This window comes from Stappia sediminis, from assembly GCF_009826895.1.
GTDB classification, from domain to species: domain Bacteria; phylum Pseudomonadota; class Alphaproteobacteria; order Rhizobiales; family Stappiaceae; genus Hongsoonwoonella; species Hongsoonwoonella sediminis.
Genome location: NZ_WUMV01000006.1, coordinates 263,675 through 286,533, shown reverse-complemented (window position 1 = coordinate 286,533; position 22,859 = coordinate 263,675). Strand labels below are relative to the sequence as shown.

The following is a 22,859-nucleotide window of genomic DNA, read 5'->3' as shown; positions in this document are numbered from 1 at the left end:
ATTGCGTATAGAACAGATGTCGAACGGTCAATCGGTTTCAGGCAGGTTTCAGATGGGCGCAAAAGGCCGCGAGGAAAATTCCGGACGGGGCAAATTCGTGCCCGAAAAGGGAAACAAAGGTGATTCAGAACCCCGACGAGGCGTCATGAGCAATTTCGTTTTCCGTCCCGCGACAAGGCGGCTATCGTGACCGCCATGCCGTTGCCGATCGTTCACCATCCCGCCTTCCGGGCAGAACTGCCGCAAGGGCACCGATTCCCGATGAACAAGTTCAGGCGGGTTGCCGAAATTCTGGTCGAGGACGGCATCGTCGCGGAGGACGGATATTTTATCCCCGCGCCTGCTCCCGCCGAGTGGGTGTCGCTTGCCCATGACCGCACTTACGTGGATCAGGTGTTTTCATCCGACGTGCCTGCGAAGATCGCCCGCGAGATCGGCCTGCCGATGACGGAAGCCGTCGGCATGCGCGCCAGATGCGCGGTTGCGGGAACGGTGCTGACCGCGATGCTGGCGCTGGAGCATGGAATTGCCTGCAACACGGCGGGCGGCAGCCACCACGCGCGAAAGAGCCACGGCGCGGGGTTCTGCGTTTTCAACGACGTTGCGGTCGCGGTCAGGGTATTGCAGGCAAGCGGACTGATCTCAAGGGCGCTTGTCGTCGACCTCGACGTGCACCAGGGCGACGGAACGGCGGAGATTTTCGCAGGCGACCGGGATGTCTTCACCTTTTCCATGCATGCGGAGAAGAACTATCCGGTGAGGAAAGTGCCGTCGAGCTTCGATATCGCACTTCCCGACAAGACCGGCGATGAGGCTTATCTGGCCGTTCTTGGCGAAAACCTGCCTGAAATCCTGAGGACGTTCCGCCCCGATATCGTGTTTTTCAACGCAGGCGTCGACCCGCACGAGGACGACAGGCTCGGCCGGCTGGCGCTTTCCGACGAAGGGCTGGAGGCGCGTGACCGCTTCGTGATCCGAACGGTTGCCAATGCCGGCTTTCCGCTGGCGGGCGTCATCGGAGGGGGATATCTCACCGATATCGACCGGCTTGCGCGGCGCCACGCGACATTGCATCGGGTCGCGGGGGAGTATGTTTGAAATTGCCGCGCTTGCGCGCGAATGATGCGCTGGATCCCGGATCGGCGTTCGGCTTCGCCTCACTGGTCCGGGATGAGGTCCTTCGTGATCGCGGCCCTCAGCGTTTACCCATGCTCAAAAGCCTGAGCACCACCCAGACGGGCACGACGACCATGGCGCCGAGGACGAAATATTCGCCGACGCGGCCAAGCGCCTCGAAGCCCGTGCGCCAAAGCTCGCGCACGAAATCGACGACGCCTTCCAGAAGGTCGAGCGGGTAGAGGTTGAGCGCGGACATGATGACGCCGACGGCGAAGGACAGGAATACGAGGCGGAGGACAACGCGCCCCGGTGAGCCGCCGAGAAATTTATCCAAAGACGTGTTCGCCATATCCTGAAGTGTCCTGCCGTTTCGCCGTTTGCGATATTCGAAGCTCGCATGTCCTTGTCCCAAAACCGGTGCCCACTTCTGGGGGACATGCTTTTTAAATGGCTGGTCCGGCAAGCGATTGCAATGCGGTGTTCGATGGAACCTCGACCGGGCGGCAAATCGAGACTATCTCTGAACCCATGCACGCGCCTGCCGACGAGCCCCTGCCGAAGGTTTTTCAGGACTGGTTCAAGGCCCGGGGCTGGAGCCCCAGGGCGCATCAGCTCGACCTGCTGGAGCGGGCGGGAGCCGGTTGCTCGACGCTGCTGATCGCGCCGACGGGTGCCGGCAAGACGCTTGCCGGATTTCTGCCGAGCCTTGTCGACCTGACCAGACGCGGCCAACGAAAGCCCGGCGAGGCGGGCAGGCAGGGCGTGCACACGCTTTATATCTCGCCACTCAAGGCGCTTGCCGTCGACATTGCCAGAAACCTGGAAGCGCCCGTCAGCGAGATGGGGCTGCCGATCCGCATCGAGACGCGCACGGGCGACACGCCCTCCCACAAGCGCCAGCGGCAGAAGCAGATGCCGCCCGACATCCTGCTGACGACGCCGGAACAGATCGCGCTGCTTCTGTCCGATCCGGCGAGCGAAAGGCTTTTCGCCGACCTCGATACGGTGATCCTCGACGAGCTGCATGCGCTCGTCACCTCCAAGCGCGGCGACCTGCTGTCTCTCGGGCTTGCAAGGCTGAGAAAGCTCGCGCCGAAGCTCAAGACCATCGGCCTGTCGGCCACAGTTGCCGAGCCCGACGACCTGCGCGCCTATCTGGTCGCCCAGCCAAAGGGGGACGAACGGCACCTTTCCGAACTTGTAACGGTGGCCGGCGGAGCGGAGCCCGATATCACGATCCTTGAAACGGGCGAGCGCCTGCCGTGGTCCGGCCATTCGGCGCGATATGCGCTGGGCGACCTTTACGAGGTGCTGAAAGAGCACCGCATGACGCTCGTCTTCGTCAACACGCGCAGCCAGGCGGAGATGCTGTTTCAGGAGCTTTGGCGCATCAACGACGACAACCTGCCGATCGCGTTGCATCACGGCTCGCTCGATGTCGGCCAGCGGCGCAAGGTGGAAGCGGCGATGGTGGCGGGATCCTTGCGGGCGATCGTGTCGACATCATCGCTCGACCTCGGCATCGACTGGGGGGATATCGACCTTGTCGTCAACGTCGGCGCGCCGAAGGGGGCAAGCCGTCTTGCCCAGCGGATCGGCCGGGCGAACCACCGCATGGACGAGCCGTCAAAGGCGATCCTCGTGCCGGCGAACCGCTTCGAGGTGATCGAATGCGAAGCGGCGCTCGAAGCCTCAAAAGAGGGCGCGCAGGACACGCCGCCCTTGCGCGAAGGCGCGCTCGACGTTCTGGCGCAGCATGTGCTCGGCATGGCATGCGCGGCACCCTTCAGGCCGGATGACCTGTACGACGAGATCATTTCCGCCGAACCGTACCGCAAGCTTGACTGGGAAACCTTCGAGCGCGTCGTCGATTTCGTGGCGACCGGCGGCTATGCGCTCAGGACTTACGATCGCTATGCGCGGCTGAAGAAGACCGCCGACGGGACATGGCGCGTGGCGCACCCGAAGTTTGCCCAGCAATACCGCCTTAACGTCGGCACCATCGTCGAGGCGCCGATGCTGAAGGTGCGGCTGATACGCTCCAAGGCGGACGGGCGGCGCACGCCGGTCGGGCGGGGCGGGCGGATGCTTGGCCAGATCGAGGAATGGTTCGTCGAGCAACTGACGGCGGGCGACACTTTCATCTTCGGCGGCGAGATCCTGCGCTTCGAGGGTATTCGCGAAAACGAGGTCTATGTCTCGCGCTCGCGCGCCGAAAGCCCGCAGATCCCGTCCTATCAGGGAGGCAAGTTTCCGCTGTCGACCTATCTGGCCGAGCGCGTGCGGCAGACGCTGTCCGACCCCAGTTCGTGGAGCGTCCTGCCGGGGCAGGTGCGCGAATGGCTGGAAATCCAGAAAGCCCGCTCGCTGCTGCCAAGCCGCGACGGACTGCTGATCGAAACGTTCCCGCGCGCGGGCAAGCACTACCTCGTCTGCTATCCCTTCGACGGGAGGCTCGCGCATCAGACCCTCGGCATGCTGCTGACCCGGCGGCTGGAGCGAACGGGCGCAAGACCGATGGGTTTCGTCGCCAATGATTATGCACTGGCGGTGTGGGGGCTGGGCGATTTGTCGCACCGAGTTTCCTCTGGGCAAATTTCCTTAAGGGAACTCTTTGACGAGGACATGCTGGGCGACGATCTCGATGCCTGGCTTGCCGAATCCAGCCTGATGAAACGCACCTTCCGCGCTTGCGCCGTCATTGCCGGGCTGATAGAGCGCCGCCATCCCGGACAGGAGAAATCCGGCAGGCAGATCACCGTTTCATCCGATCTTATTTACGATGTTCTGCGTTCTCACGAGCCCGACCACATCCTTTTACGGGCCACATGGCACGATGCGGCGACAGGACTTTTGGATATCTCTAGATTGAACAAACTTCTTACACGTATTCAGGGTCGAATCACGCATACTGCCCTTGAGAAAGTCTCGCCGCTGGCGGTTCCCGTGATGCTGGAAATCGGCCGGGAGCCCGTCTACGGCGAGGCGCAGGAAGTTTTGCTCGCCGAAGCGGCGGACGACCTGATCAGGGAGGCAATGGGGTGAGGGGCTTCGCAGCCGCTAAGAAAGCACGGCCATTCGTGCCGGTATGTCATGACATGTCGATCGCCGGCGCGCTCGTCGGCCTGCACGACAGCGGCGCGCTGTGGCTGCCGGACGAACACACGCTTGTGGTTGCCGACCTTCACCTTGAAAAATCATCGAGCTTCGCCCGGCGCGGCCTCATGCTGCCGCCCTACGACACGGCGGCGACTCTCGAAAAGCTCAAGCTCGCTATCGACGCCTTCGATCCGCACCGGGTGATCGCGCTTGGCGACAGCTTCCACGACAGGCACGGATCGGACCGGCTGCCCGCTGCCTACCGGGCCATGCTGACCACGCTGCAGCTTGGGCGCGAATGGATCTGGGTGACCGGCAATCACGATCCGATCGCCCCTTTGAAGTTGTGCGGAGAGACCGCGGACGAAGTGCGGCTTTCCGGCCTCACCTTCCGGCACGAGCCGAAGCCGGGGCCAGAGGGCTTTGCCGAAGTGGCGGGCCACCTGCACCCGGCAGGGCGCATCCGCCGCTACGGCCGCTCCATCCGCCGGCCCTGCTTCGCCACCGACGGCGAACGTCTGGTGCTGCCGGCCTTCGGCGTGCTGACCGGCGGGCTGAACGTGCTCGATGAAGCATGGGCGGGAATTTTCATCGAAAAGCGCTTCTCCGCCTTCCTGCTCGGCGACGGGCGGCTTTATCCCTTCACGGCCTCGAAGCTGCTGGCGGATTGAGGGGGGCTTCCCCCAGGCGCCGTTTCTCCCTCGAGTCAGCACATTTCCTCAGGACATGAGCGGGCTTCGCCCGCAACAGATGTCTGGGCCCCGGATCGGCGCTCGGCTTTGCCGTCGCTTGTCCGGGGTGACGTTCTTCGTGAATTCAGCTCTGTCGCTCAGGTCATATCGTGTTGAGGTCCAACCACTCGGGATTGGACTTTTCGATCAGCTCGATCTTCCACGAACGCTTCCATTTTTTCAGTCGTTTTTCGTGCGCAATGGCCTCGTCTATTTGCGAGAAGGCTTCCGCGTAGACAAGGCGTTTGACGTTATTTTGCCTTGTAAAGCCGTCATGGAGCCCTTGCGAATGTTCGTACATTCTTCGGGGTAGATCGGTAGTCACTCCCACATAGAGAGTTCCATTGCGAGCTGATGCGAGGATGTAGACGTAAGCAACCATCTCCAATTGCAATCAGAGATGGCAATTCGCTGCAAGGCCCAGTTAAACGAAGAACGTCACCCCGGCCCGCGTGTGCGGAACGCACGTCGCGAGAGCCGGGGCCCAGACATCTGCTGCGGGCGAAGCCCGCTCATTTCAGGGAAATACACTGACGCGCGGTCTATGCGTGGGTCGTCCCCGAACAGGCCGGGGGCAGGCGGCGTGGACGGAAAAAGAGAGGGCAGGGCGTGCGGAGGGAGGTCCCGGCTCTGCGGAGCAGCATTTCATGCTGCGCCGCGCCCGGGATGACATTCGTAATACGGCTGGATCTGCCCGCGCTCAGGCTTCTTCACCTTCCTTGGCCTTGAGCATGCCGCCGACGATCTCGACCGTGCGGCCGAGTTCCTCGATCGCGCGGTCGATGTCCGAGCGCTGCTTCTTCAGAACGTCGATCTGCTCGTTGAACTTCGAAAGCGCTACTTTCAGCTGCGTCACCTGACCGTCGCGCAGGTCGTAAAGGTCGAGCATGTCGCGGATCTCGGCAAGCGAAAAGCCGACGGACTTGCCCATGAGGACGAGCTTCAGCCGCGCGCGGTCGCGGCGGGTGTAGATGCGGTTCAGGCCTTCGCGCTTCGGATTGATCAGGCCCTTGTCCTCGTAGAAACGCAGCGTGCGCAGCGTCACGCCGAACTCCTTGGCGAGATCGCCGATGGTGAAATGCGTCTTCCTGGTGGACTGGTCCTTCGCCGCGACGGCTTCGACGATGTCGTTGTTGTTTACGGAGAGCGCTTCGCTCATCTTCTGTCTCTTTTCGTGTTCCGGCGATCGGGCGGTCTTCGCGCCGAAATGCCTTGCGCGCCAGACCCGCCGCAAGCGCGACTCGGCCTATGCCTTGTGGTTGGATTGGGCGAAGATTTACTTGACGCATACGTAAACGTCAATGTTTCCCTGCGTCGGGCCGGATTAAACCTGGTTAACGTTGAGCTTCTTTTTTAACCCTCTCGAGCGGAAAACCTCGCAGAATGACGCAATTTTCCGGGAAATTAACCAGCTGTTTACCCTAAGTCGCAAATTGTTAACGCGGTGAATCCAGGCTCCCGTTCCTCCGTACCGGGCCGGAAGGAACCACCCCGAATTTTTCGCGCCCGATTGCGGCGGGCGCAGGACGACAGGACCACGAGGCCAGCCATATGTCCCGGACTGTTCGATATCGCGATCATGGGAAAGGCCCCAATGCGCCGGAACCCGAGGCGGGATATGGCGGCTCGTTCACCGACGACTGGTACGTTGGCGACCGGCGGCGCGACGTTGCCGATGCGGGACGGAAAGCCGAACGGCTGACCGGATCTGCGACGGCCAACCCCGGCGGCTACGGCCGCAGCGCGCGCGAGGAACTGGAAGACGTGGCGGCCGCTCTCGAGCGGCTCGTGCCGGGGCTTGCCGGCGAGGGATCAGGTGAACGTGGCGACGGCCGACGGGGCAAAGAAACGCGCGACACGGACGCTCGCGCCGGGCGGATCGAATCCGTGCTGCGCGCGCTCGACAGGCTGGACCGGCGGGTGGAGGACCTTTCCGGCCGCTCGGAGGAAGACGATGCTCCACCGGCCGCCAGGGAAAATCCGCTTCCGAACGAAGAACGCCCGCACAACGCTTCCAGAAGAGCCGAGGCGCCGCGCGCTGCAGCCCACTCACGGCCGGTTTCGCCCGAAGTCGCCCCCGCGCATGCCAGCGCAGGCGAACGCGATGATGACATAAAACCGCTCCTTCGCGAGATCTCCAGCAAAATGGACCGGATGGGCGGCCCGCAGGACGAGTATCTGGCCTGCATGCGCCGGGAGATCGAGAGCCTGCGCGAGGCGATCAAGACCCGCGATGCGGAGGCCGATGCATCGGACACCCGCGAATTCCACCGGCTTGCGAGCGCCGTCGAAGGCCTGAAGTCCGACCGCGGGGATAACCGGCTGGTCTATGCGCTTCGCAACGAGATCGCCGATCTGCGCGCGAGCCTCAACCGCTCCAACGTCGAAGGGCTGCTGAAGTCGCTGGAGAGCGGATACGCCCATCTGGTGGAGCGGCTAGACGAGCTTTCGCGCTCATCCGTCGACCCATCGCTTCTGGACGGGATCGGACAGCGGCTTGGCGAGGTGGAAAACGCCTTTCGCCTGATGCCGCGCGCCGAGCAGGTCGAAACGCTCGACCGGCACGTGCATGACATCGGCCGGCGCCTGGAGGGGCTTGCCGAGCGCAGCAACGGCCAGGACCTGGAGGTGCTCGGGGAGGAGGTGCGCGGTCTTCGCGCCCTCGTCGAGCGCATGGACGTGAGCGAACTCGTCACCGGGATCGAGGACCGGCTTGGCGAGGTGACGCGCCGGCTCGACGATGTGGACGGTTATCTGGCCGAGCAGCGGCGCTTTTCCGAACGGCTCACGTCGATGGAAAACCGCATGCCGGACGCGGTTGCCGTCGACAGGCTGCAGGAGCGGCTCGAAGAGATCACCGCAATGCTGGCGGAGGACCGCAGCCGCCAGGAACCGTCGAAATTCGACGAGGTCGACGCGCGCTTCGACGATATCGTCGACAGGCTGGAGAGGATCGAGCACGCCCGCGCGGCCAAGAGCTACGATGCCGCGTTTACCCTGCTCGAAAAGCGGTTGGCCGCGATCGACGGCAAGATCGACGCGCTGGAGATGCCGGAATTCAGAATAGACGGGGAGGCGAATGCGCCCGCCTTCGATGCCGACGCCCTGTTGCGGCTTGAGGAAGGCATCCAGCGGCTCAACGAAAGGCTCGACGGCGAAGTTTCCTCCGATCCGAAGGCGCTTGGCCGGATCCATGAGGAAATCGCCGGCCTTCGCCGCGCGATCGTCGAGGATCGCCCCGGAGAGGATCTGGAAGCGCGCATCCGCGAGCTCGCCGAGGCGGTCGGGCGCGGTAGCGCCACCGATGATGACGAGGTGCTGAGGCACATCGAGGAAAAGGTCTCGCGACTTTCCTCCGTGATCGACGAGGCGGAAAAGCGCGTATCCGGCATGGGGCAAGGGGGCGAGGGCGCGGCGCAAGTGCCCGACGCCATCGTCGAGGGACTGCGCGGCGACCTGAGGCGCCTGCTTTCGGCGGCGGACGAGACCGACCAGCGCTCTCGCCAGGAAACCGGCGATATCCAGCGATTGCTCGCATCGATCAACGACCGGCTGGCAACGCTGGAACCGGCGGAAACCTTCGAGCGCGGATCGCAAGACGCGAAAACGGCCGATCCGGACGCCGACCGCCCGCTGGAACCGGGCTCCGGCATTCCGGCCGCGCGCAACCTGCCGCGCACGACGGAAGTTTCGCGCGAACGCAAGACGCCGGCTTCGCCGCAGGAGGAAGCACGCAACCGCAAGGCGGACTTCATCGCCGCAGCACGCCGCGCCGCACAGGCCGCGGCAGCCGAAGCGGCCTACGAACCGCGGCGCACCGAACCTTCCGACGGCGGTGAAGAGGAAAGCGGCGGAAGGATGGGCTGGCTGAAGGGCCGCCTTCCCGCCATCGGCCGCAAGAAGGCCGAGCCCGCCGCAGAGGCGGACGACGGCAAGGACGCGGGCAATACCGAAAGCCGCAAAAAAATCCGGGCGGAAATCGCCGCCTCGATGGCAGCACTTCGCGCCGATCCGGAGCCCGCGAAAGAAACAGCCGCCGCCCCTGAAGCCCCGGCCGCCGAGGACAAGCCGGCCAAGGCGGGCGGGGCGCCCACCCCCTCGCGCCGCCGTGCGATCCTGCTTGCCGCAGCCGCAGTGGTGATCGCGCTCGGTACCCTGCAGGTCTTCCGTCTTGTCGCGCCGTCCGGGGGAGAGGTCGCCGTCAGCGATGTGGCCGAGCCGGTCGTGGCTACGCCCACGACCGCAACCGCAAGCGAGAAGGCGCCGATCAAGACCGTTTCCGCATCGGTGGGAGAAAAAGCGGACGCGCCGCCCAGGGCAGCTTCCACCCGCAAACCGCCGGCGAAAAGCCCTCCCGCGGCGCAGGAATCCGCGGTGCAATCGCCGCAAGCCGAGACGGAGGTTGCGATTGCGCAGGCTCCGGCGGCGGTTGAAGCGCCGAAGACAGTGCCGCAGGCGCCCGAAGCCCCCGCTACGGCCAAGCCATCCGCACCGGCAAGCGCCGGCGGCGAAAACCTGGCGTTCGCACCGCCGAGCGGCGTTGCCAACGCCTTCGGGTCTTCGGTTCCGGCAATTCCACCGGGAACGATCCAGCAGAAGCCCGCCAACATCACGGCCGGCGATGCGGCCAAAGCGTCCCCGGGATCCGATGAATTGCCGGAAACGATTGGTCCGATCACCCTGCGCCAGGCGGCTGAAAATGGTGATCCCAAGGCACTTTTCGAAGTGGCGGTGCGCTATTCCGAGGGCAAGGGAGTTGCCCCCGACCTTTCCAAGGCCGTCAAATACTACGAACGGGCGGCGGCAGGCGGGCTCGCGCCCGCGCAGTACCGCCTCGGCAGCCTCTACGAAAAAGGCCAGGGGGTCGAAAAGAACCTGGAAACGGCACGGCTGTGGTATCGCCGCGCCGCGGACAAGGGCAGCGCCAAGGCGACCCACAATCTCGCCGTGCTGCATGCGGAGGGGATTTCCGGCGATCCGGATTTCGACGTCGCGGCCGACTGGTTCGAGCGTGCCGCGAACTTTGGCGTGCGCGACAGCCAATACAACCTCGGCATTCTCTATGCACGCGGCCTCGGTACCGAGAAGAACCTGATCGAAAGTTACAAGTGGTTCGCGCTTGCGGCCAAGCAAGGCGACCAGGAAGCTGCCAAGAAACGCGACGAGGTGGCGAACATCCTTTCCAAGGAGGAAATGGCCGAAGCGAGCCTTGCGGTCGATACCTGGAAGCCGAGCCCCGTGGATCCGGCGGCGAATGAAGTCGCATCCGATCCGACCTGGTCGGCGCCCGCCGGGAATGTGTCGGAGGCCTCGCTTACCGAAGATCCGGCGGAAATGGTGCGCCGCGCCCAGAAGATGCTGGCGACGCTGGGCTTCGATCCCGGTGCCGCCGACGGGCAGATGGGCCCGCGGACCAGGGCGGCGGTGAGCGCATTCCAGAAGGAAGCGGGACTGCCGGTGACGGGCGAAATCGACAGCACGCTTCTGAGGACGCTGCTTGGCCGCTCGATCTGAAGTTTCGACCGGTTCGCCACGTTCTCATACAATATGACTACGGCGGCGTATTCAGCGTTGACAGCATTGCCGTGACTGAAGCCTTATCCGATTGGCACCATGTTTTGCATGGTGCTTTGCAAAGCCTGTAACTAGGTCGTAGTGGTATATCGTGCAGATCTACCTTCCCATCGCTGAGCTTCCGGTGAACATGTTCACCGTGTTCGGCATGGGCGGTGCAGTCGGCTTCCTGTCCGGACTTTTCGGCATCGGCGGCGGGTTCCTTCTGACGCCGCTCCTGATCTTCTCCGGCATTCCGCCCGCGGTATCGGTCGCGACGGTAACGACGCAGATCGTCGCCTCCTCAGCCTCCGGCGTACTGTCGTACTGGCGGCGCAAGGCAATCGACTTCAAGCTTGCGGGAATGCTGCTCGCCTCGGGCGTTGTCGGCTCCGCGCTCGGCGTCTGGATTTTCGATATCCTGCGAAGCCTCGGCCAGCTCGATCTCGTCATCTCGCTGTCCTACGTTACGTTTCTGGGAACCATCGGCGTTCTGATGCTCATCGAATCCGCCCGCGCCATGTCGCGCAGGCGGGCGGGGGGCGCGCATCACACGCGTATGCCGGGCAAGCACAACTGGATCCACGGCCTGCCGCTGAAGATGCGCTTTCGCCAGTCCAGGCTCTATGTCAGCGTCATACCGATCATCTTCCTGGGCTCGTCGATCGGCTTTTTGGGCGCGGTGCTCGGCATCGGCGGCGGGTTCATGATGGTGCCGGCGCTGATCTATATCCTCAGGGTTCCGACGAATATCGTCATCGGGACGTCGCTCCTGCAAATTCTCGTCACCATGGCGGCTGCGACCTTTCTGCACGCCGTCTCCACGCAGTCGGTCGATATCGTGTTGGCGATGATCCTGATGGTGGGCGGCGTGATCGGGGCGCAATTCGGCGCGCGTACCGGACAGAAACTTCGCGGCGACCAACTGAGGCTGCTGCTTGCGCTGCTGGTGCTCGCCGTCGGCGTGCGTTTCGCCGTCGGACTGATCGTCCAGCCGGAGGAGCTTTACTCCGTGTCCGTGGTGTCCGGGAGGTTGCCATGAGACGGCTTGCAGGAGGGCTTGTCATCGCTGCCGCCTTGCTGGCGTGCGCGAGTGCTGCCAAAGCGGAAAGCCTGATCGCCGCCCTTTCATCCGACAAGGTGAAGATCGAATCGAACTTTACCGGTACGGAAATCGTCGTCTTCGGCGAAATCGCACGCGATGCGGCAACCGTCGCAAGAGCCGAACCTTACGATCTCGCGATCATCGTCACCGGCCCGCCGCAACGCACGACAGTCCGGCGGAAAGGACGTTTTCTGGGGTTGTGGGTCAACCGCGACGCTGAAGACTACAGGCAGGTGCCGGGCTTTTACGCCGCCCACCTGACCCGGCCTTCCGTCGACATGGCCACCAGGCCCGTACTGGAAAAACTCCAGATCGGCCTGCACAACGTCAATCTCCCGATCGTCGGCAAATCGAATGTGCCGTTTTCCGACCGGGACGACTTCCGGGACGCGTTCCTGCGGCTCAGGATACAGAACGCGCTTTACGCGGAACGCATTCATTCCATCGAGTTCCTGAGCCAGAACCTGTTTCGCACGACGATCCCGCTGCCGTCGAACGTGCCGGTCGGCGAATACAAGGTGACGACCTACCTTTTGAGGGGAGGAGCACTGCTTGCCGCACAGGAACAGAACCTGACGATAGCCAAGACGGGGTTCGAGCAGCTTACCTTTTCATTGGCGCACCGCTACGCTCCGATATACGGGGCTGCCGCCGTGATGCTTGCGCTTTTGACCGGCTGGCTGGCGGGCGTGGTGTTCCGCAAGGATTGACCTGATCCCATCGGGGCCAGAGCATTTCGTTGCCGAATCCGCTCGATTATTCTTCAAAATCACGAAATTGATCCCGATTATCCAAGCGCTGCTCATAGGATACAGGTTGCCGTGTGCTGGTCCGTGGCGTATATACCACCCAAGGTGACGTTTACGCAAACGTAAGGTCTGGATAGCTGAATAGCGTATCCGACGAGACAACTGCCGGGAGGTGCTTCAGATGCCGAGCTACAAGGCCCCAGTCGAAGACGTGATGTTCCTGCTTGAGGACGTACTGGGCTATCAGCGTTATTCCAATCTGCCGGGCTTCGGCGAAGCGACGCCGGATCTCGTCGAGGCTATCCTGGGCGAGGGCGCCAAATTCTGCGAGGAAGTGTTGCAGCCGCTGAACGTGGTCGGCGACAGAGAGGGCTGCAAACGCAACGACGACGGCAGCGTGACGACGCCGGATGGCTTCAAGGCGGCGTACGACACCTACAAGGAAGGCGGCTGGATCGCCCTTTCCCTGCCCGAGGAATACGGCGGGCAGGGCCTGCCGACGACGCTCAACGCCATCATCGGCGAATTCATGTCCAGCGCCAACCTGGCATGGGCCATGTACCCAGGCCTTTCGCAAGGGGCGGCGGCCGCCCTTCTCGTGCATGGAAGCGAGGAGCAAAAGGCGCTTTACCTGCCGAAGCTCGCCTCCGGAGAATGGTCCGGCACGATGAACCTGACCGAGCCGCATTGCGGCACCGACCTCGGCATGATCAAGACGAAGGCCGTGCCGCAGGGCGACGGCCGCTACAAGATTTCCGGCCAGAAGATCTTTATCTCCGCCGGCGAGCACGACCTTACCGAAAACATCGTGCACCTGGTGCTGGCACGCATCGAGGGTGCGCCGGAAGGCGTGAAAGGCATCTCGCTCTTCGTCGTGCCGAAGTTCCTGCCCGATGCGGACGGCAACGCGGGTGACCGCAATGGCGTTTCCTGCGGCTCCATCGAGGAGAAGATGGGCATTCACGGCAACTCCACCGCCGTCATGAATTACGACGATGCGACGGGCTGGCTGATCGGCGAGGAAAACCGCGGTCTCAACGCCATGTTCGTGATGATGAACGAGGCGCGGCTCGCCGTAGGCGTGCAGGGGCTCTCGCAATCCGAAGTCGCTTATCAGAACGCGGTGGAATACGCCCGCGAACGCCTGCAGGGCCGCGCGCTGACAGGTGCGAAGAACCCCGATGCCAAGGCCGACCCGATCATCGTGCATCCGGACGTGCGCCGGGTGCTGCTCAACATCCGCTCCTTCAACGAGGCGGCGCGCGCGCTTGTGCTCTGGACGGCGCTCCAGTCCGACGTCGCGCATCGCTCGGCCGACGAAGGTGAGCGCCAGAAGGCCGACGACTATCTTGGCCTGCTGACGCCGGTCATCAAGGGCGTTTTGACCGACAAGGGTTTCGAGAACGCCATCCAGGCGCAGCAGATGTACGGCGGGCACGGCTACATCGAGGAATGGGGCATGTCGCAGTTCGCGCGCGATGCCCGCATCACCATGATCTACGAGGGTGCGAACGGCATTCAGGCGCTCGACCTCGTAGGCCGGAAGTTGCCGAAGAACGGCGGGCGCGCCGTTATGGCCTTCTTCGAGGACGTCAAGGCGTTCATCAAGGAAAACGGCGAGGACGACGCTCTCAAGGATTTTACCGGCCCGCTGAAATCCGGCCTCGACGACCTGCAGAAGGCCACCATGTGGTTCATGCAGAACGCAATGCAGAACCCCGACAACGCAGGTGCCGGCTCCACCGACTACATGCATCTTTTCGGGCTGGTCGCGCTCGGCTTCATGTGGGCGCAGATCGCCAAGGCGGCAAACGCGAAAATTTCCGCCGGGGCTGAGGGCAAGGAAGACTGGCTGAACGCGAAGCTCGCATTCGGCAGGCATTTCATGCAGCGTGTCATGCCGGAAACGGGCGCGCATCTGGCGCGTATCTCGTCCGGCGCGGACACCATGATGGGCGTTGCCGCCGAGGCTTTTTGATTTGAGGTTGTTTGCATGTAACGGAATTCGAGCACCCTCACCCTAACCCTCTCCCTTCGAGGGAGAGGGGACCCGCATGTGGCCGCTACCTGAGGTTCCGCCGAAGCGGTAGCGTATGAAGTCAGTTACGTAAGCACGCATAGTTTGAACCGTTCATCAGCATGTGATGCAAGCCGATACCAAGAAGCGAAGCCGAAAAATTCGGGAGGAAACGAAATTGGCCGCAATCGACGTCGCCGAACCGCAGTGGATGGATGAGGAGGTGAAGCTCCTCGACGACGCTTTCGCCCGCTTCCTGGAGCAGGAAATCGCGCCCGGCTACGAGGAATGGGTCGAGGCGGGATGCGTGACGCGCGAAGCCTGGAAGAAGACCGGCGAAAGCGGGTTCCTGTGCCCTGCCATCCCTGAGGAATACGGCGGGGTCGGAGGCTCCTTCGCCCATGAGGCGGCGATCATGAACCGGCTCGGGCTCGACGGTTTCGACCACTTCGGCATTGCGCTCCATTCCGGCATCGTCGCGCCCTACATCCTGCACTACGGCTCGGAAGACCAGAAGAAGCGCTGGCTGCCGGGCCTCGTTTCCGGCGATCTCATCGGCGCGATCGCCATGACGGAGCCGGGCGCGGGCTCCGATCTCCAGGGCATCAAGACGACGGCGCAAAAAGACGGCAATCACTACGTCATCAACGGCTCCAAGACCTTCATTACCAACGGCCAGCTTGCCAACCTCATCGTGGTCGTCGCCAAGACCGACCCCAAGGCCGGCGCGAAAGGCACCTCGCTCTTTATCGTCGAGACGGACGAGGTGGAAGGCTTCCGGCGCGGGCGCAACCTCGACAAGATCGGCCTGAAGGGCAACGACACGTCGGAGCTTTTCTTCGACAACGTGCGCGTGCCGGCGGACGCGCTTCTAGGCCAGGACGAGGGCAAGGGCTTCTATCAGCTGATGGAGCAGCTTCCGCAGGAGCGCCTGATCGTGGCCATTCAGGCGATGGCGGCTATCGAGCGCGCGCTCGCCGTCACGCTCGACTACGTCAAGGAACGAAAGGCCTTCGGCAAGGCCATCATCGATTTCCAGAACACCCAGTTCAAGCTTGCCGAAATGAAGACCGAAGCGACCATCGGCAAGGTCTTCGTCAACGATTGCATCGCCAGGCACCTGGAAGGCGGGCTCGATACGGTGACCGCCTCCATGGCCAAATACTGGACCACGGACCTCCAGTGCAAGGTGATGGACGAATGCCTGCAGCTTCATGGCGGCTACGGCTACATGAACGAATATCCGATCGCGCGGCTGTATGCGGACGCACGCGTGCAGCGTATCTACGCGGGAACGAACGAGATCATGAAAGTGCTGATCGCGCGCAGCCTGTGAGCCGCACTTTCTTACTTGAACGCATGAATTCGATTGAAGGAGGCACATATGCCTGACGCATTCATCTACGATCACGTGCGCACACCGCGCGGGCGCGGCAAGAAGGACGGGGCGCTGCACGAGGTGCCGGCGGTGCGCCTTGCAGCGAGCGCGCTGGAAGCCGTGCGGACACGCAACGAGCTTGACACCAACCTTGTCGACGACGTGGTGCTTGGCTGTGTCGACCCGGTCGGAGAGGCGGGCGGCGATATCGCTCGTGCATCCGTCTTCGCCGCGAAATACGACAGGGCGGTGCCGGGCGTGCAGCTCAACCGGTTCTGCGCCTCGGGCCTCGACGCGGTGAATTTCGGCGCCGCACAGGTGATGTCCGGCCAGCACGACATGGTGATCGCGGGCGGCGTGGAAAGCATGAGCCGGGTCGGCATCGGCGCGTCCGGCGGAGCATGGCCGGTCGACCCGCAAGTGGCGATTCCCTCCTACTTCATGCCGCAGGGGGTTTCCGCCGACCTGATCGCCACCAAATACGGCTTCTCGCGCGACGACGTCGACGGCTATGCCGTGGAAAGCCAGAAACGCGCGGCGAACGCCTGGGACAAGGGCTATTTCAAGAAGTCCGTCGTGCCGGTGAAGGACATCAACGGTATCACGATCCTCGACCGTGACGAGCACATGCGTCCCGATACCGACATGCAGGCGCTCGGCTCGCTCAACCCTTCGTTCGAGATCATGGGCTCCATGGGCGGTTTCGACGCGGTCGCCATCCAGGCGCATCCGGAGGTGGAGAAGATCCGCCACGTGCACCACGCCGGCAATTCGTCCGGCATCGTGGACGGTGCGGCTGCCGTGCTCATCGGCTCGCGCAAGGCCGGCAAGAAGGCGGGTCTTACGGCGCGCGCGCGCATCAAGGCCTTCGCAAACATCGGCTCAGAACCCGCACTCATGCTGACAGGGCCGGTGGACGTTACCGAAAAGCTTCTGAAAAACGCCAGGATGCAGCTTTCGGACATCGATCTCTTCGAGATCAACGAGGCATTCGCTTCCGTGGTGCTGCGCTACCATCAGGCCTTCGACCTCGACCCGAAGAAGGTGAACGTCAACGGCGGGGCGATCGCCATGGGCCACCCCCTGGGCGCGACCGGCGCGATGATCCTCGGCACGGTTCTCGACGAGTTGGAGCGGCGCGACCTCAACACCGCGCTGGTGACGCTTTGCATCGGCGCCGGCATGGGCACGGCGACGATCATCGAGCGCGTCTGATTTCGGTCTCAGGAGGATAGAATGACCTACAAGAATTTCACCCTTGAGACGGACGCCGACGGGATCGCGCTCGTCACCTGGGACATGGCCGACAAGTCGATGAACGTTATCGACATGTCCGTCATGGACGATCTCGACCAGATCATCGACGACGTTGTCGCCGATGAGGCGATCAATGGCGTGGTGATTACCTCCGGCAAGGCGGCTTTTTCCGGCGGCGCGGACCTCACCATGCTCGAAAGGCTGCTGAAGGAGTTCCACAAGAAGCGCAGCAGCGACCCGGAAGGGGCGGCGAAGGAGCTTTTCGAGGGATCGCGGCGGCTTTCCCTGATCTACCGCAAGCTCGAAACCTGCGGCAAACCCTTCGTCGCGGCGATCAACGGCACCTGTATGGGCGGGGCGACGGAGCTTGCGCTTGCCTGCCACGCGCGTGTGGCGGACGAGAGCGACGCCTTCAAGATGGGCCTGCCGGAAGTCAAGGTCGGCCTTTTCCCCGGTGCGGGCGGCACGCAACGCGTGATGCGCATGGCGGACGGCCAGCAGGGCCTGCAGTTCCTGATGCAGGGCAAGACGCTGCGCGCCGGCCAGGCACTTTCCATGAAGCTTGTCGACGAACTGGCCGCACCGAAGAAGCTGGTCGCGGCGGCGAAGAAGCTGCTGAAAGCCGGCGTCGACCCGGTGAAGCCCTGGGACAAGAAGGGCTTCAAGCTGCCGAACGGGCCGATCTATTCGCCCGCGGGCTTCCAGTTCTGGCCGGCGGCGAATGCGATCTACCGTCGCGAGACCTATGACAACTACCCCGGCGCGCGCGGTGTGCTTCATTCCGTCTACGAGGGCCTGCTTCTGCCGATGGACCAGGCGCTGACGGTGGAAAGCCGCTACTTCGCCAACGTCCTTCAGTCGAAGGAAGCGGCGAACATGGTCCGCTCGCTCTTCGTTTCCATGCAGGAACTGAACAAGGGCGCGCGACGCCCGACGGACGTGCGGCCGAACAAGATCAGGAAGATCGGCATTCTGGGTGCGGGCTTCATGGGAGCGGGTATTGCCTATGTTACCGCCAAGGCCGGTATTGACGTCGTGCTGATCGACCGCGACCAGGAAGCAGCCGACAAGGGCAAGGCGCATTCCGACGAGCTGATGTCGAAGGCGGTGAAGCGCGGCCGGGCCAGCGAAGAAGACAAGGAAAAGCTTCTCTCGAAGATCGCGGCCACGGTCGACTACGACCAGCTTGCCGATTGCGACCTCGTGATCGAGGCCGTGTTCGAGGACCGCGAAATCAAGCGCGTGGTGACGGAAAAGGCGGAAGCCGCGATGAAAACGCGCGGGATCTACGCTTCCAACACCTCCACGCTGCCGATCACTTCACTTGCCGAGGCGTCGAAGCGCCCGAAGAACTTCATCGGCATCCACTTCTTCTCGCCCGTCGACAAGATGATGCTGGTCGAAATCATCATGGGCAAGAAGACGGGCGACCGTGCGCTTGCCATGGCGCTCGACTATGTGAAGGCGATCAAGAAGACGCCGATCGTGGTCAACGACTCGCGCGGCTTCTACACCTCGCGCGTGGTGATGACCTACATCCGCGAAGGGCTGATGATGCTTGCCGATGGCGTGCCGCCGGCAATGATCGAGAACGCGGGCCGCATGGCGGGAATGCCGGTCGGGCCGCTTTCGCTCGGCGACGAGGTGGCGCTCGACCTTGCGTGGAAGATCGTCTCGGCGACGCGCAAGGACCTTGGCGTCAACTATGTCGAAGGCCCGCTCGACAACATCCTGGAAGCGATGGTGGTCAAGCGCGAGCGCTTCGGGCGCAAGAACGGCAAGGGCTTCTACGACTACCAGGGCAAGGAGAAGTCGCTCTGGCCCGGTATCTCGGAGGTTGTCGGCCCGGCGAAGCCAGCCGACAGCTTTAACATAGAGGAACTCAAGCAGCGCCTTCTCGGCATGCAGGCGCTGGAGACGGCGCGCATCTTCGAGGAAAACTGCCTCACCGACGTGCGCGAGGCGGATGTCGGCTCCATCCTCGGCTTCGGCTTCGCGCCCTATTCGGGCGGAACGCTGAGCTATATCGACAACATGGGCACGACCGCCTTTGTCGAGATGCTCAAGAAGTTCACCAAGAAGTGGGGCCCGCGCTTCAAGCCGAACAAGCTCCTGCGCGATATGGCCAAGAGCGACGAGACCTTCTACGGCCGCTTCCCGCCCAAGGCGGAGGAAGAGGCCAAGAAGGCGGCGTGACGTTGCCCGGCTTTATTTGCTGATTGATGGGGCGGCTTCGGCTGCCCCATTTTTGTTCCGCAGGCGATGGGTCTTACGGTTCTTTAATCAGCTGAAGTTATTCATTTCGGGATTTGTTTTTTGACTGATTGCAGCCATCGGATTTGAAGATCAGATGACCATCTACGATCTGAAACCCCGCTTCCAGAACCTGCTGCGCCCATTCTGCCGCTGGCTTGAGGGGCGAGGCGTGACGGCAAATCAGGTGACGCTTGCAGCTTTTATCGCGAGCCTTGCCTTCGGCCTCTGGATGGCGCTTCAGCCTGCGTCGCGATGGCCCTTCCTGTTGCTGCCGGTGCTTTTGTTCTCGCGCATGGCGCTCAACGCTATCGACGGGATGCTGGCGCGCGAGTTTGGGCAGAAAAGCTGGCTCGGCGCGATCCTGAACGAACTGACGGACGTGATGGCGGATGCCGCGCTTTACCTGCCCTTCGCCCTGCTTTCCGACGGCGCTGCGGTTCCCGTCATCCTTTTCGTCGTCCTGGCGGGGGCCGCAGAACTGACCGGTGTGCTGGGTCAGACAATCGGCGCGAGCAGGCGCTATGACGGGCCGTTCGGCAAGAGCGACCGGGCGGCGCTTTTCGGAGCGCTCGGCTTTTTCATCGGCCTAGGGCTCGATCCGGCCCCTTACGTGGATTTCGCGGGCTGGATCGCCGTCGTTCTTTCTATAGTCACGATATTCCGCCGGGCAAAGGCGGCCCTGGCCGAAGGGGAAAGCGCATGAGCATGTTCGGGGAATTGTCGACCGTCCATCAGGTGCTGATCGGCATCTATGCGTTGCTTCTCGTCGCAAGCGGCATCGTCGCCGTTCTTTCGCGCAAGGGCGTTTCCGGAGCGGACGAACTGGTCGCGCGCGTGAAATCCTGGTGGTGGATGATCGGCGTCTTCACCGTCGCGATCCTGATCGGGCCTGCTGCTTCCGTTGTGTTCCTCGGTTTCCTGTCGTTCCTGGCGCTGAAGGAATATTTCTCGCTTATCCCGACGCGCCGCATCGACCGGGAAGTGCTGCTGTGGGCCTATCTTGCCGTGCCGATCCAGTTCTACTGGGTCTACAGCAACTGGTACGGGATGTTCATCGTCTTCATTCCCGTGTGGATGTTCCTGCTCCTTTCGATGGTGATCACGCTGCGCGGCGAGACGGAAGGCTTCCTGCGCGCTGTCGGCACCTACACATGGGGTTTGATGATCACCGTCTTCGCGCTGAGCCATCTGGCGGGACTGATGTTCCTGGGGCGGGAGATCGGCAATCCGGCGGGCGGAGCGGGGCTGCTTCTCTTTCTCGTATTCCTGACGCAGTTCAACGATGTCGCACAGTTCACCTGGGGGAAAATGTTCGGGCGGCACGCGATCGTGCCGAAGGTGAGCCCGAAGAAGACGTGGGAGGGTTTCCTCGGCGGGCTGGCGACAACGACGCTTCTCGCCGTCTTTCTCGGGCCGTTTTTGACGGTGATGGATCCGCTTTGGTCGGCCTTCGCGGGTGCCGCGATCGCGGCTGCCGGCTTCATCGGCGACGTGACGATCTCCGCGCTGAAGCGCGACCTGAAGGTGAAGGATTCTAGCGGTCTGATCCCCGGACACGGGGGTATCCTCGACCGGGTCGACAGCCTGACTTACGCGGCACCCGCCTTCTTCCACATCATCCGCTATTTCTACGCGTGAGGGCGCGATGAAGCTTCTTCGCCTCGTCTTCTTCGCGCTGGTCATCCGCCCCGTGCTTCTGATCCTGCTTGGCGTGAACCTGCGCGGGCGGGAGAAGCTTCCCGATCACGGTCCGGCGGTGCTTGCCGCCAACCACAATTCGCACCTCGACACGCTGACGCTGATCGCGCTTTTCCCCTTGCGCGACCTGCCGCGTATCCGCCCCGTCGCGGCGATGGACTATTTCCTGAAGAACCGGTTCCTCGCGTGGTTTGCGACGAACATCATCGGCATTCTGCCTATAGATCGGCAGGGCGGGGCGAAAGAAGGCGCAAATCCGCTACAGGCTTGCGAAGATGCGCTTGCGCGCGGGGATATCCTGATCCTTTTTCCCGAAGGGTCGCGCGGCGAACCGGAGCACCTTTCCGGCTTCAAGAAGGGGATCGCGCATCTTGCGCGCGGTTGCCCCGAGGTGCCCGTTATCCCGATCTTCATGCACGGGTTGGGAAGGGCGCTGCCGAAAGGCTCCTTCATTCTGGTGCCGTTCAACTGCGATATCGCGGTGGGCGATGCGCTCTTCGGCGAGGAAGACATTGCCGCGTTCATGGCCCGCTACGAGGCGAAGATGAAGCGCCTTGCGAGCGAGCTGCACCTGCCGGTGTGGGACTGACAGTGCCCTGGCATTTGGCAGCTTTCGCGTGGGGATTTGCCGAGGCGACCGTCTTCTTCATCGTTCCCGATGTTCTTCTGACCTACGCGGCAATCCGCTTCGGCATGAAGAGGGCGTTCGCGCTTTGCGTATCGGCGGCGCTTGGCGCGGTGGCAGGTGGGGCGGTGATGATTGTTGCCGCCGGTCATGATGCGGCAGGGGTTACAGAGCTGCTGGATGCCATTCCGGCAATATCGGCAGGAATGATTGCCGAAACGCGTGTGGCGATGACGGAGAATTGGCCACTCGCAGTCTTCGTTGGTGCGGTGACGGGCGTTCCCTTCAAGATATTCGCAGTCCAGTCGGCAATCCTGCAGATTCCGGCTGCGGCATTCTTGGGGCTCGGTTTCGCGGCGCGATTTGCCCGTTTCGCTTTGGCTGTGCTGCTTGCGCGTATCGCCTTTGCCGGATTGCGAAAGGCCAGGAAGGAACGTCTTGCCGCTGCGATTTGGCTCGGCTTCTGGTGCCTGTTTTACGTTTTCTATTTTTCGGTCATGCCGAACTGATCGATCAGGCCCCGTCGTGGAAGATGACGCCCAGCGTGTGGCGATTGCCTTGCCTGATGCGGCTGACGCCGTGGCGCATGCGGACCCGGTACGTGCCTTTCGTTCCTTTCACAGGACGCTCGTTGACGGCGAAGATCACCGCTTCGCCCTGCGTTAGCGGCACGACGGATGCGCGCGACTGCTGGCGCGGGCGCTGTTCCGTCAGAACGAATTCGCCGCCCGAGAAATCAGAACCGGGGTCGGACAGGAGAAAGGCTGCCTGCAGGGGGAAGACGTGGTCGCCGTAAAGATCCTGATGCAGGCAGTTGAAATCGTCTTGCCCGTAGCGAAGCAGGAGTGGCGTCGGCCGCGTCTGGCCGGCGTCGTGGCAACGCTTGAGGAATTCGGCATGGTGGTCGGGGAAGGAAACTCCCCGCCCGGTCATCTGCGACCACGAATTCGCAAGCGGGGCCAGATGCGGGTAGAGGCTTGTGCGCAAGGACTGGACAAGGTTCGGCAGGGGATAGGCGAGATATTTGTATTCCCCGCTGCCGAAGCCGTGGCGCGCCATGACGATGCGCGTGCGAAACAGGCTGTCGTCTTCGTAGGATGCCGCGAGCGCTTTGCACTCTTCGCGGGTCAAAAGCGGGCCCGTCGTCGCAAAGCCGAAGGCGTCGAGATCGGCAAGGATGCGCGGCCAGTCGAGGCGCATTACCCGAGTGCTGCAATCGGTTTGCAGGAAATCGTGGTTCGAGGCGGCAGAAGCTTGAGGCATGTTTCGGCA

The 22,859-nt window shown here is 62.9% G+C and carries 18 protein-coding genes; 14 read left to right on the top strand and 4 right to left on the bottom strand.

The window, feature by feature from the left end:
- Positions 1-195 precede the first annotated feature (195 nt).
- On the top strand, positions 196-1,098 hold the full coding sequence (locus GR183_RS13555; protein ID WP_160776335.1) for a histone deacetylase family protein: 903 nt from the start codon (positions 196-198) through the stop codon (positions 1,096-1,098).
- Between the two features lie 97 nt (positions 1,099-1,195).
- Here the strand turns inward: GR183_RS13555 and GR183_RS13550 are convergent, their stop codons facing one another.
- The gene (locus tag GR183_RS13550; protein ID WP_244313734.1) at positions 1,196-1,453 is read right to left on the bottom strand and encodes a DUF6460 domain-containing protein; all 258 of its coding nucleotides are present in this window, start codon (positions 1,451-1,453) and stop codon (positions 1,196-1,198) included.
- Positions 1,454-1,647: 194 nt separating this feature from the next.
- Here GR183_RS13550 and GR183_RS13545 point away from each other — a divergent pair, with 194 nt between their 5' ends.
- Entirely contained in the window at positions 1,648-4,164 is a 2,517-nt protein-coding gene (locus GR183_RS13545; RefSeq protein ID WP_160776334.1) for a ligase-associated DNA damage response DEXH box helicase, read from the top strand.
- 53 nt (positions 4,165-4,217) lie between these two features.
- Complete coding sequence (pdeM, locus tag GR183_RS13540; protein WP_160776171.1) at positions 4,218-4,889, top strand: ligase-associated DNA damage response endonuclease PdeM; 672 nt, start codon at positions 4,218-4,220, stop codon at positions 4,887-4,889.
- A gap of 163 nt (positions 4,890-5,052) precedes the next feature.
- On the opposite strand, the gene GR183_RS13535 is transcribed toward pdeM, so the two are convergent.
- Positions 5,053-5,331 carry a GIY-YIG nuclease family protein gene (locus tag GR183_RS13535; protein WP_160776170.1) on the bottom strand — a complete coding sequence of 93 codons (279 nt, stop codon included), beginning with the start codon at positions 5,329-5,331 and terminating at the stop codon, positions 5,053-5,055.
- A 318-nt stretch (positions 5,332-5,649) separates the two neighbouring features.
- Positions 5,650-6,108 carry a MerR family transcriptional regulator gene (locus tag GR183_RS13530; protein WP_160776169.1) on the bottom strand — a complete coding sequence of 153 codons (459 nt, stop codon included), beginning with the start codon at positions 6,106-6,108 and terminating at the stop codon, positions 5,650-5,652.
- A 392-nt stretch (positions 6,109-6,500) separates the two neighbouring features.
- Here GR183_RS13530 and GR183_RS13525 point away from each other — a divergent pair, with 392 nt between their 5' ends.
- From GR183_RS13525 to GR183_RS13475, 11 genes are all read left to right on the top strand, one after another.
- Positions 6,501-10,463 (top strand): SEL1-like repeat protein, encoded by a 3,963-nt coding sequence (locus tag GR183_RS13525; protein ID WP_160776168.1) that lies wholly within the window; start codon positions 6,501-6,503, stop codon positions 10,461-10,463.
- Between the two features lie 151 nt (positions 10,464-10,614).
- Entirely contained in the window at positions 10,615-11,544 is a 930-nt protein-coding gene (locus GR183_RS13520; protein ID WP_160776167.1) for a sulfite exporter TauE/SafE family protein, read from the top strand.
- Entirely contained in the window at positions 11,541-12,317 is a 777-nt protein-coding gene (locus GR183_RS13515) for a TIGR02186 family protein (RefSeq protein ID WP_160776166.1), read from the top strand. The genes GR183_RS13520 and GR183_RS13515 overlap by 4 nt, the downstream gene beginning before the upstream one ends.
- A 220-nt stretch (positions 12,318-12,537) precedes the next feature.
- The gene (locus tag GR183_RS13510) at positions 12,538-14,334 is read left to right on the top strand and encodes an acyl-CoA dehydrogenase C-terminal domain-containing protein (protein ID WP_160776165.1); all 1,797 of its coding nucleotides are present in this window, start codon (positions 12,538-12,540) and stop codon (positions 14,332-14,334) included.
- Positions 14,335-14,584: 250 nt separating this feature from the next.
- Positions 14,585-15,709: an acyl-CoA dehydrogenase family protein gene (locus tag GR183_RS13505; protein ID WP_202396103.1), complete on the top strand. Its 1,125-nt coding sequence runs from the start codon at positions 14,585-14,587 to the stop codon at positions 15,707-15,709.
- A 48-nt stretch (positions 15,710-15,757) separates the two neighbouring features.
- A complete protein-coding gene (locus GR183_RS13500; RefSeq protein ID WP_160776163.1) occupies positions 15,758-16,966 on the top strand; it encodes an acetyl-CoA C-acetyltransferase in 1,209 nt (402 codons plus the stop codon).
- A 21-nt stretch (positions 16,967-16,987) separates the two neighbouring features.
- Complete coding sequence (locus GR183_RS13495; RefSeq protein WP_160776162.1) at positions 16,988-19,204, top strand: 3-hydroxyacyl-CoA dehydrogenase NAD-binding domain-containing protein; 2,217 nt, start codon at positions 16,988-16,990, stop codon at positions 19,202-19,204.
- Positions 19,205-19,358: 154 nt separating this feature from the next.
- The gene (locus GR183_RS13490; RefSeq protein WP_160776161.1) at positions 19,359-19,967 is read left to right on the top strand and encodes a CDP-alcohol phosphatidyltransferase family protein; all 609 of its coding nucleotides are present in this window, start codon (positions 19,359-19,361) and stop codon (positions 19,965-19,967) included.
- The gene (locus GR183_RS13485) at positions 19,964-20,902 is read left to right on the top strand and encodes a phosphatidate cytidylyltransferase (RefSeq protein ID WP_208999854.1); all 939 of its coding nucleotides are present in this window, start codon (positions 19,964-19,966) and stop codon (positions 20,900-20,902) included. The genes GR183_RS13490 and GR183_RS13485 overlap by 4 nt, the downstream gene beginning before the upstream one ends.
- 7 nt (positions 20,903-20,909) lie before the next feature.
- Positions 20,910-21,551, top strand: a complete 642-nt coding sequence (locus tag GR183_RS13480) for a lysophospholipid acyltransferase family protein (protein WP_160776160.1) — start codon at positions 20,910-20,912, stop codon at positions 21,549-21,551.
- Between the two features lie 2 nt (positions 21,552-21,553).
- Positions 21,554-22,096, top strand: a complete 543-nt coding sequence (locus GR183_RS13475) for a hypothetical protein (protein ID WP_160776159.1) — start codon at positions 21,554-21,556, stop codon at positions 22,094-22,096.
- A 4-nt stretch (positions 22,097-22,100) separates the two neighbouring features.
- On the opposite strand, the gene GR183_RS13470 is transcribed toward GR183_RS13475, so the two are convergent.
- Positions 22,101-22,850, bottom strand: coding sequence for a 2OG-Fe(II) oxygenase (locus tag GR183_RS13470; protein ID WP_160776158.1), 750 nt, complete (start codon positions 22,848-22,850; stop codon positions 22,101-22,103).
- Between the last annotated feature and the right edge of the window lie 9 nt (positions 22,851-22,859).

What these genes read in the sequence shown, in the direction of transcription:
- GR183_RS13555 (WP_160776335.1), top strand. Translation starts at nt 196, where the DNA reads ATGCCGTTGCCGATCGTTCACCATCCCGCCTTCCGGGCAGAACTGCCG.
- GR183_RS13545 (WP_160776334.1), top strand. Translation starts at nt 1,648, where the DNA reads ATGCACGCGCCTGCCGACGAGCCCCTGCCGAAGGTTTTTCAGGACTGG.
- pdeM (WP_160776171.1), top strand. Translation starts at nt 4,218, where the DNA reads ATGTCGATCGCCGGCGCGCTCGTCGGCCTGCACGACAGCGGCGCGCTG.
- GR183_RS13535 (WP_160776170.1), bottom strand. Translation starts at nt 5,331, where the DNA reads ATGGTTGCTTACGTCTACATCCTCGCATCAGCTCGCAATGGAACTCTC.
- GR183_RS13530 (WP_160776169.1), bottom strand. Translation starts at nt 6,108, where the DNA reads ATGAGCGAAGCGCTCTCCGTAAACAACAACGACATCGTCGAAGCCGTC.
- GR183_RS13525 (WP_160776168.1), top strand. Translation starts at nt 6,501, where the DNA reads ATGTCCCGGACTGTTCGATATCGCGATCATGGGAAAGGCCCCAATGCG.
- GR183_RS13515 (WP_160776166.1), top strand. Translation starts at nt 11,541, where the DNA reads ATGAGACGGCTTGCAGGAGGGCTTGTCATCGCTGCCGCCTTGCTGGCG.
- GR183_RS13510 (WP_160776165.1), top strand. Translation starts at nt 12,538, where the DNA reads ATGCCGAGCTACAAGGCCCCAGTCGAAGACGTGATGTTCCTGCTTGAG.
- GR183_RS13505 (WP_202396103.1), top strand. Translation starts at nt 14,585, where the DNA reads ATGGATGAGGAGGTGAAGCTCCTCGACGACGCTTTCGCCCGCTTCCTG.
- GR183_RS13500 (WP_160776163.1), top strand. Translation starts at nt 15,758, where the DNA reads ATGCCTGACGCATTCATCTACGATCACGTGCGCACACCGCGCGGGCGC.
- GR183_RS13495 (WP_160776162.1), top strand. Translation starts at nt 16,988, where the DNA reads ATGACCTACAAGAATTTCACCCTTGAGACGGACGCCGACGGGATCGCG.
- GR183_RS13490 (WP_160776161.1), top strand. Translation starts at nt 19,359, where the DNA reads ATGACCATCTACGATCTGAAACCCCGCTTCCAGAACCTGCTGCGCCCA.
- GR183_RS13485 (WP_208999854.1), top strand. Translation starts at nt 19,964, where the DNA reads ATGAGCATGTTCGGGGAATTGTCGACCGTCCATCAGGTGCTGATCGGC.
- GR183_RS13480 (WP_160776160.1), top strand. Translation starts at nt 20,910, where the DNA reads ATGAAGCTTCTTCGCCTCGTCTTCTTCGCGCTGGTCATCCGCCCCGTG.
- GR183_RS13470 (WP_160776158.1), bottom strand. Translation starts at nt 22,850, where the DNA reads ATGCCTCAAGCTTCTGCCGCCTCGAACCACGATTTCCTGCAAACCGAT.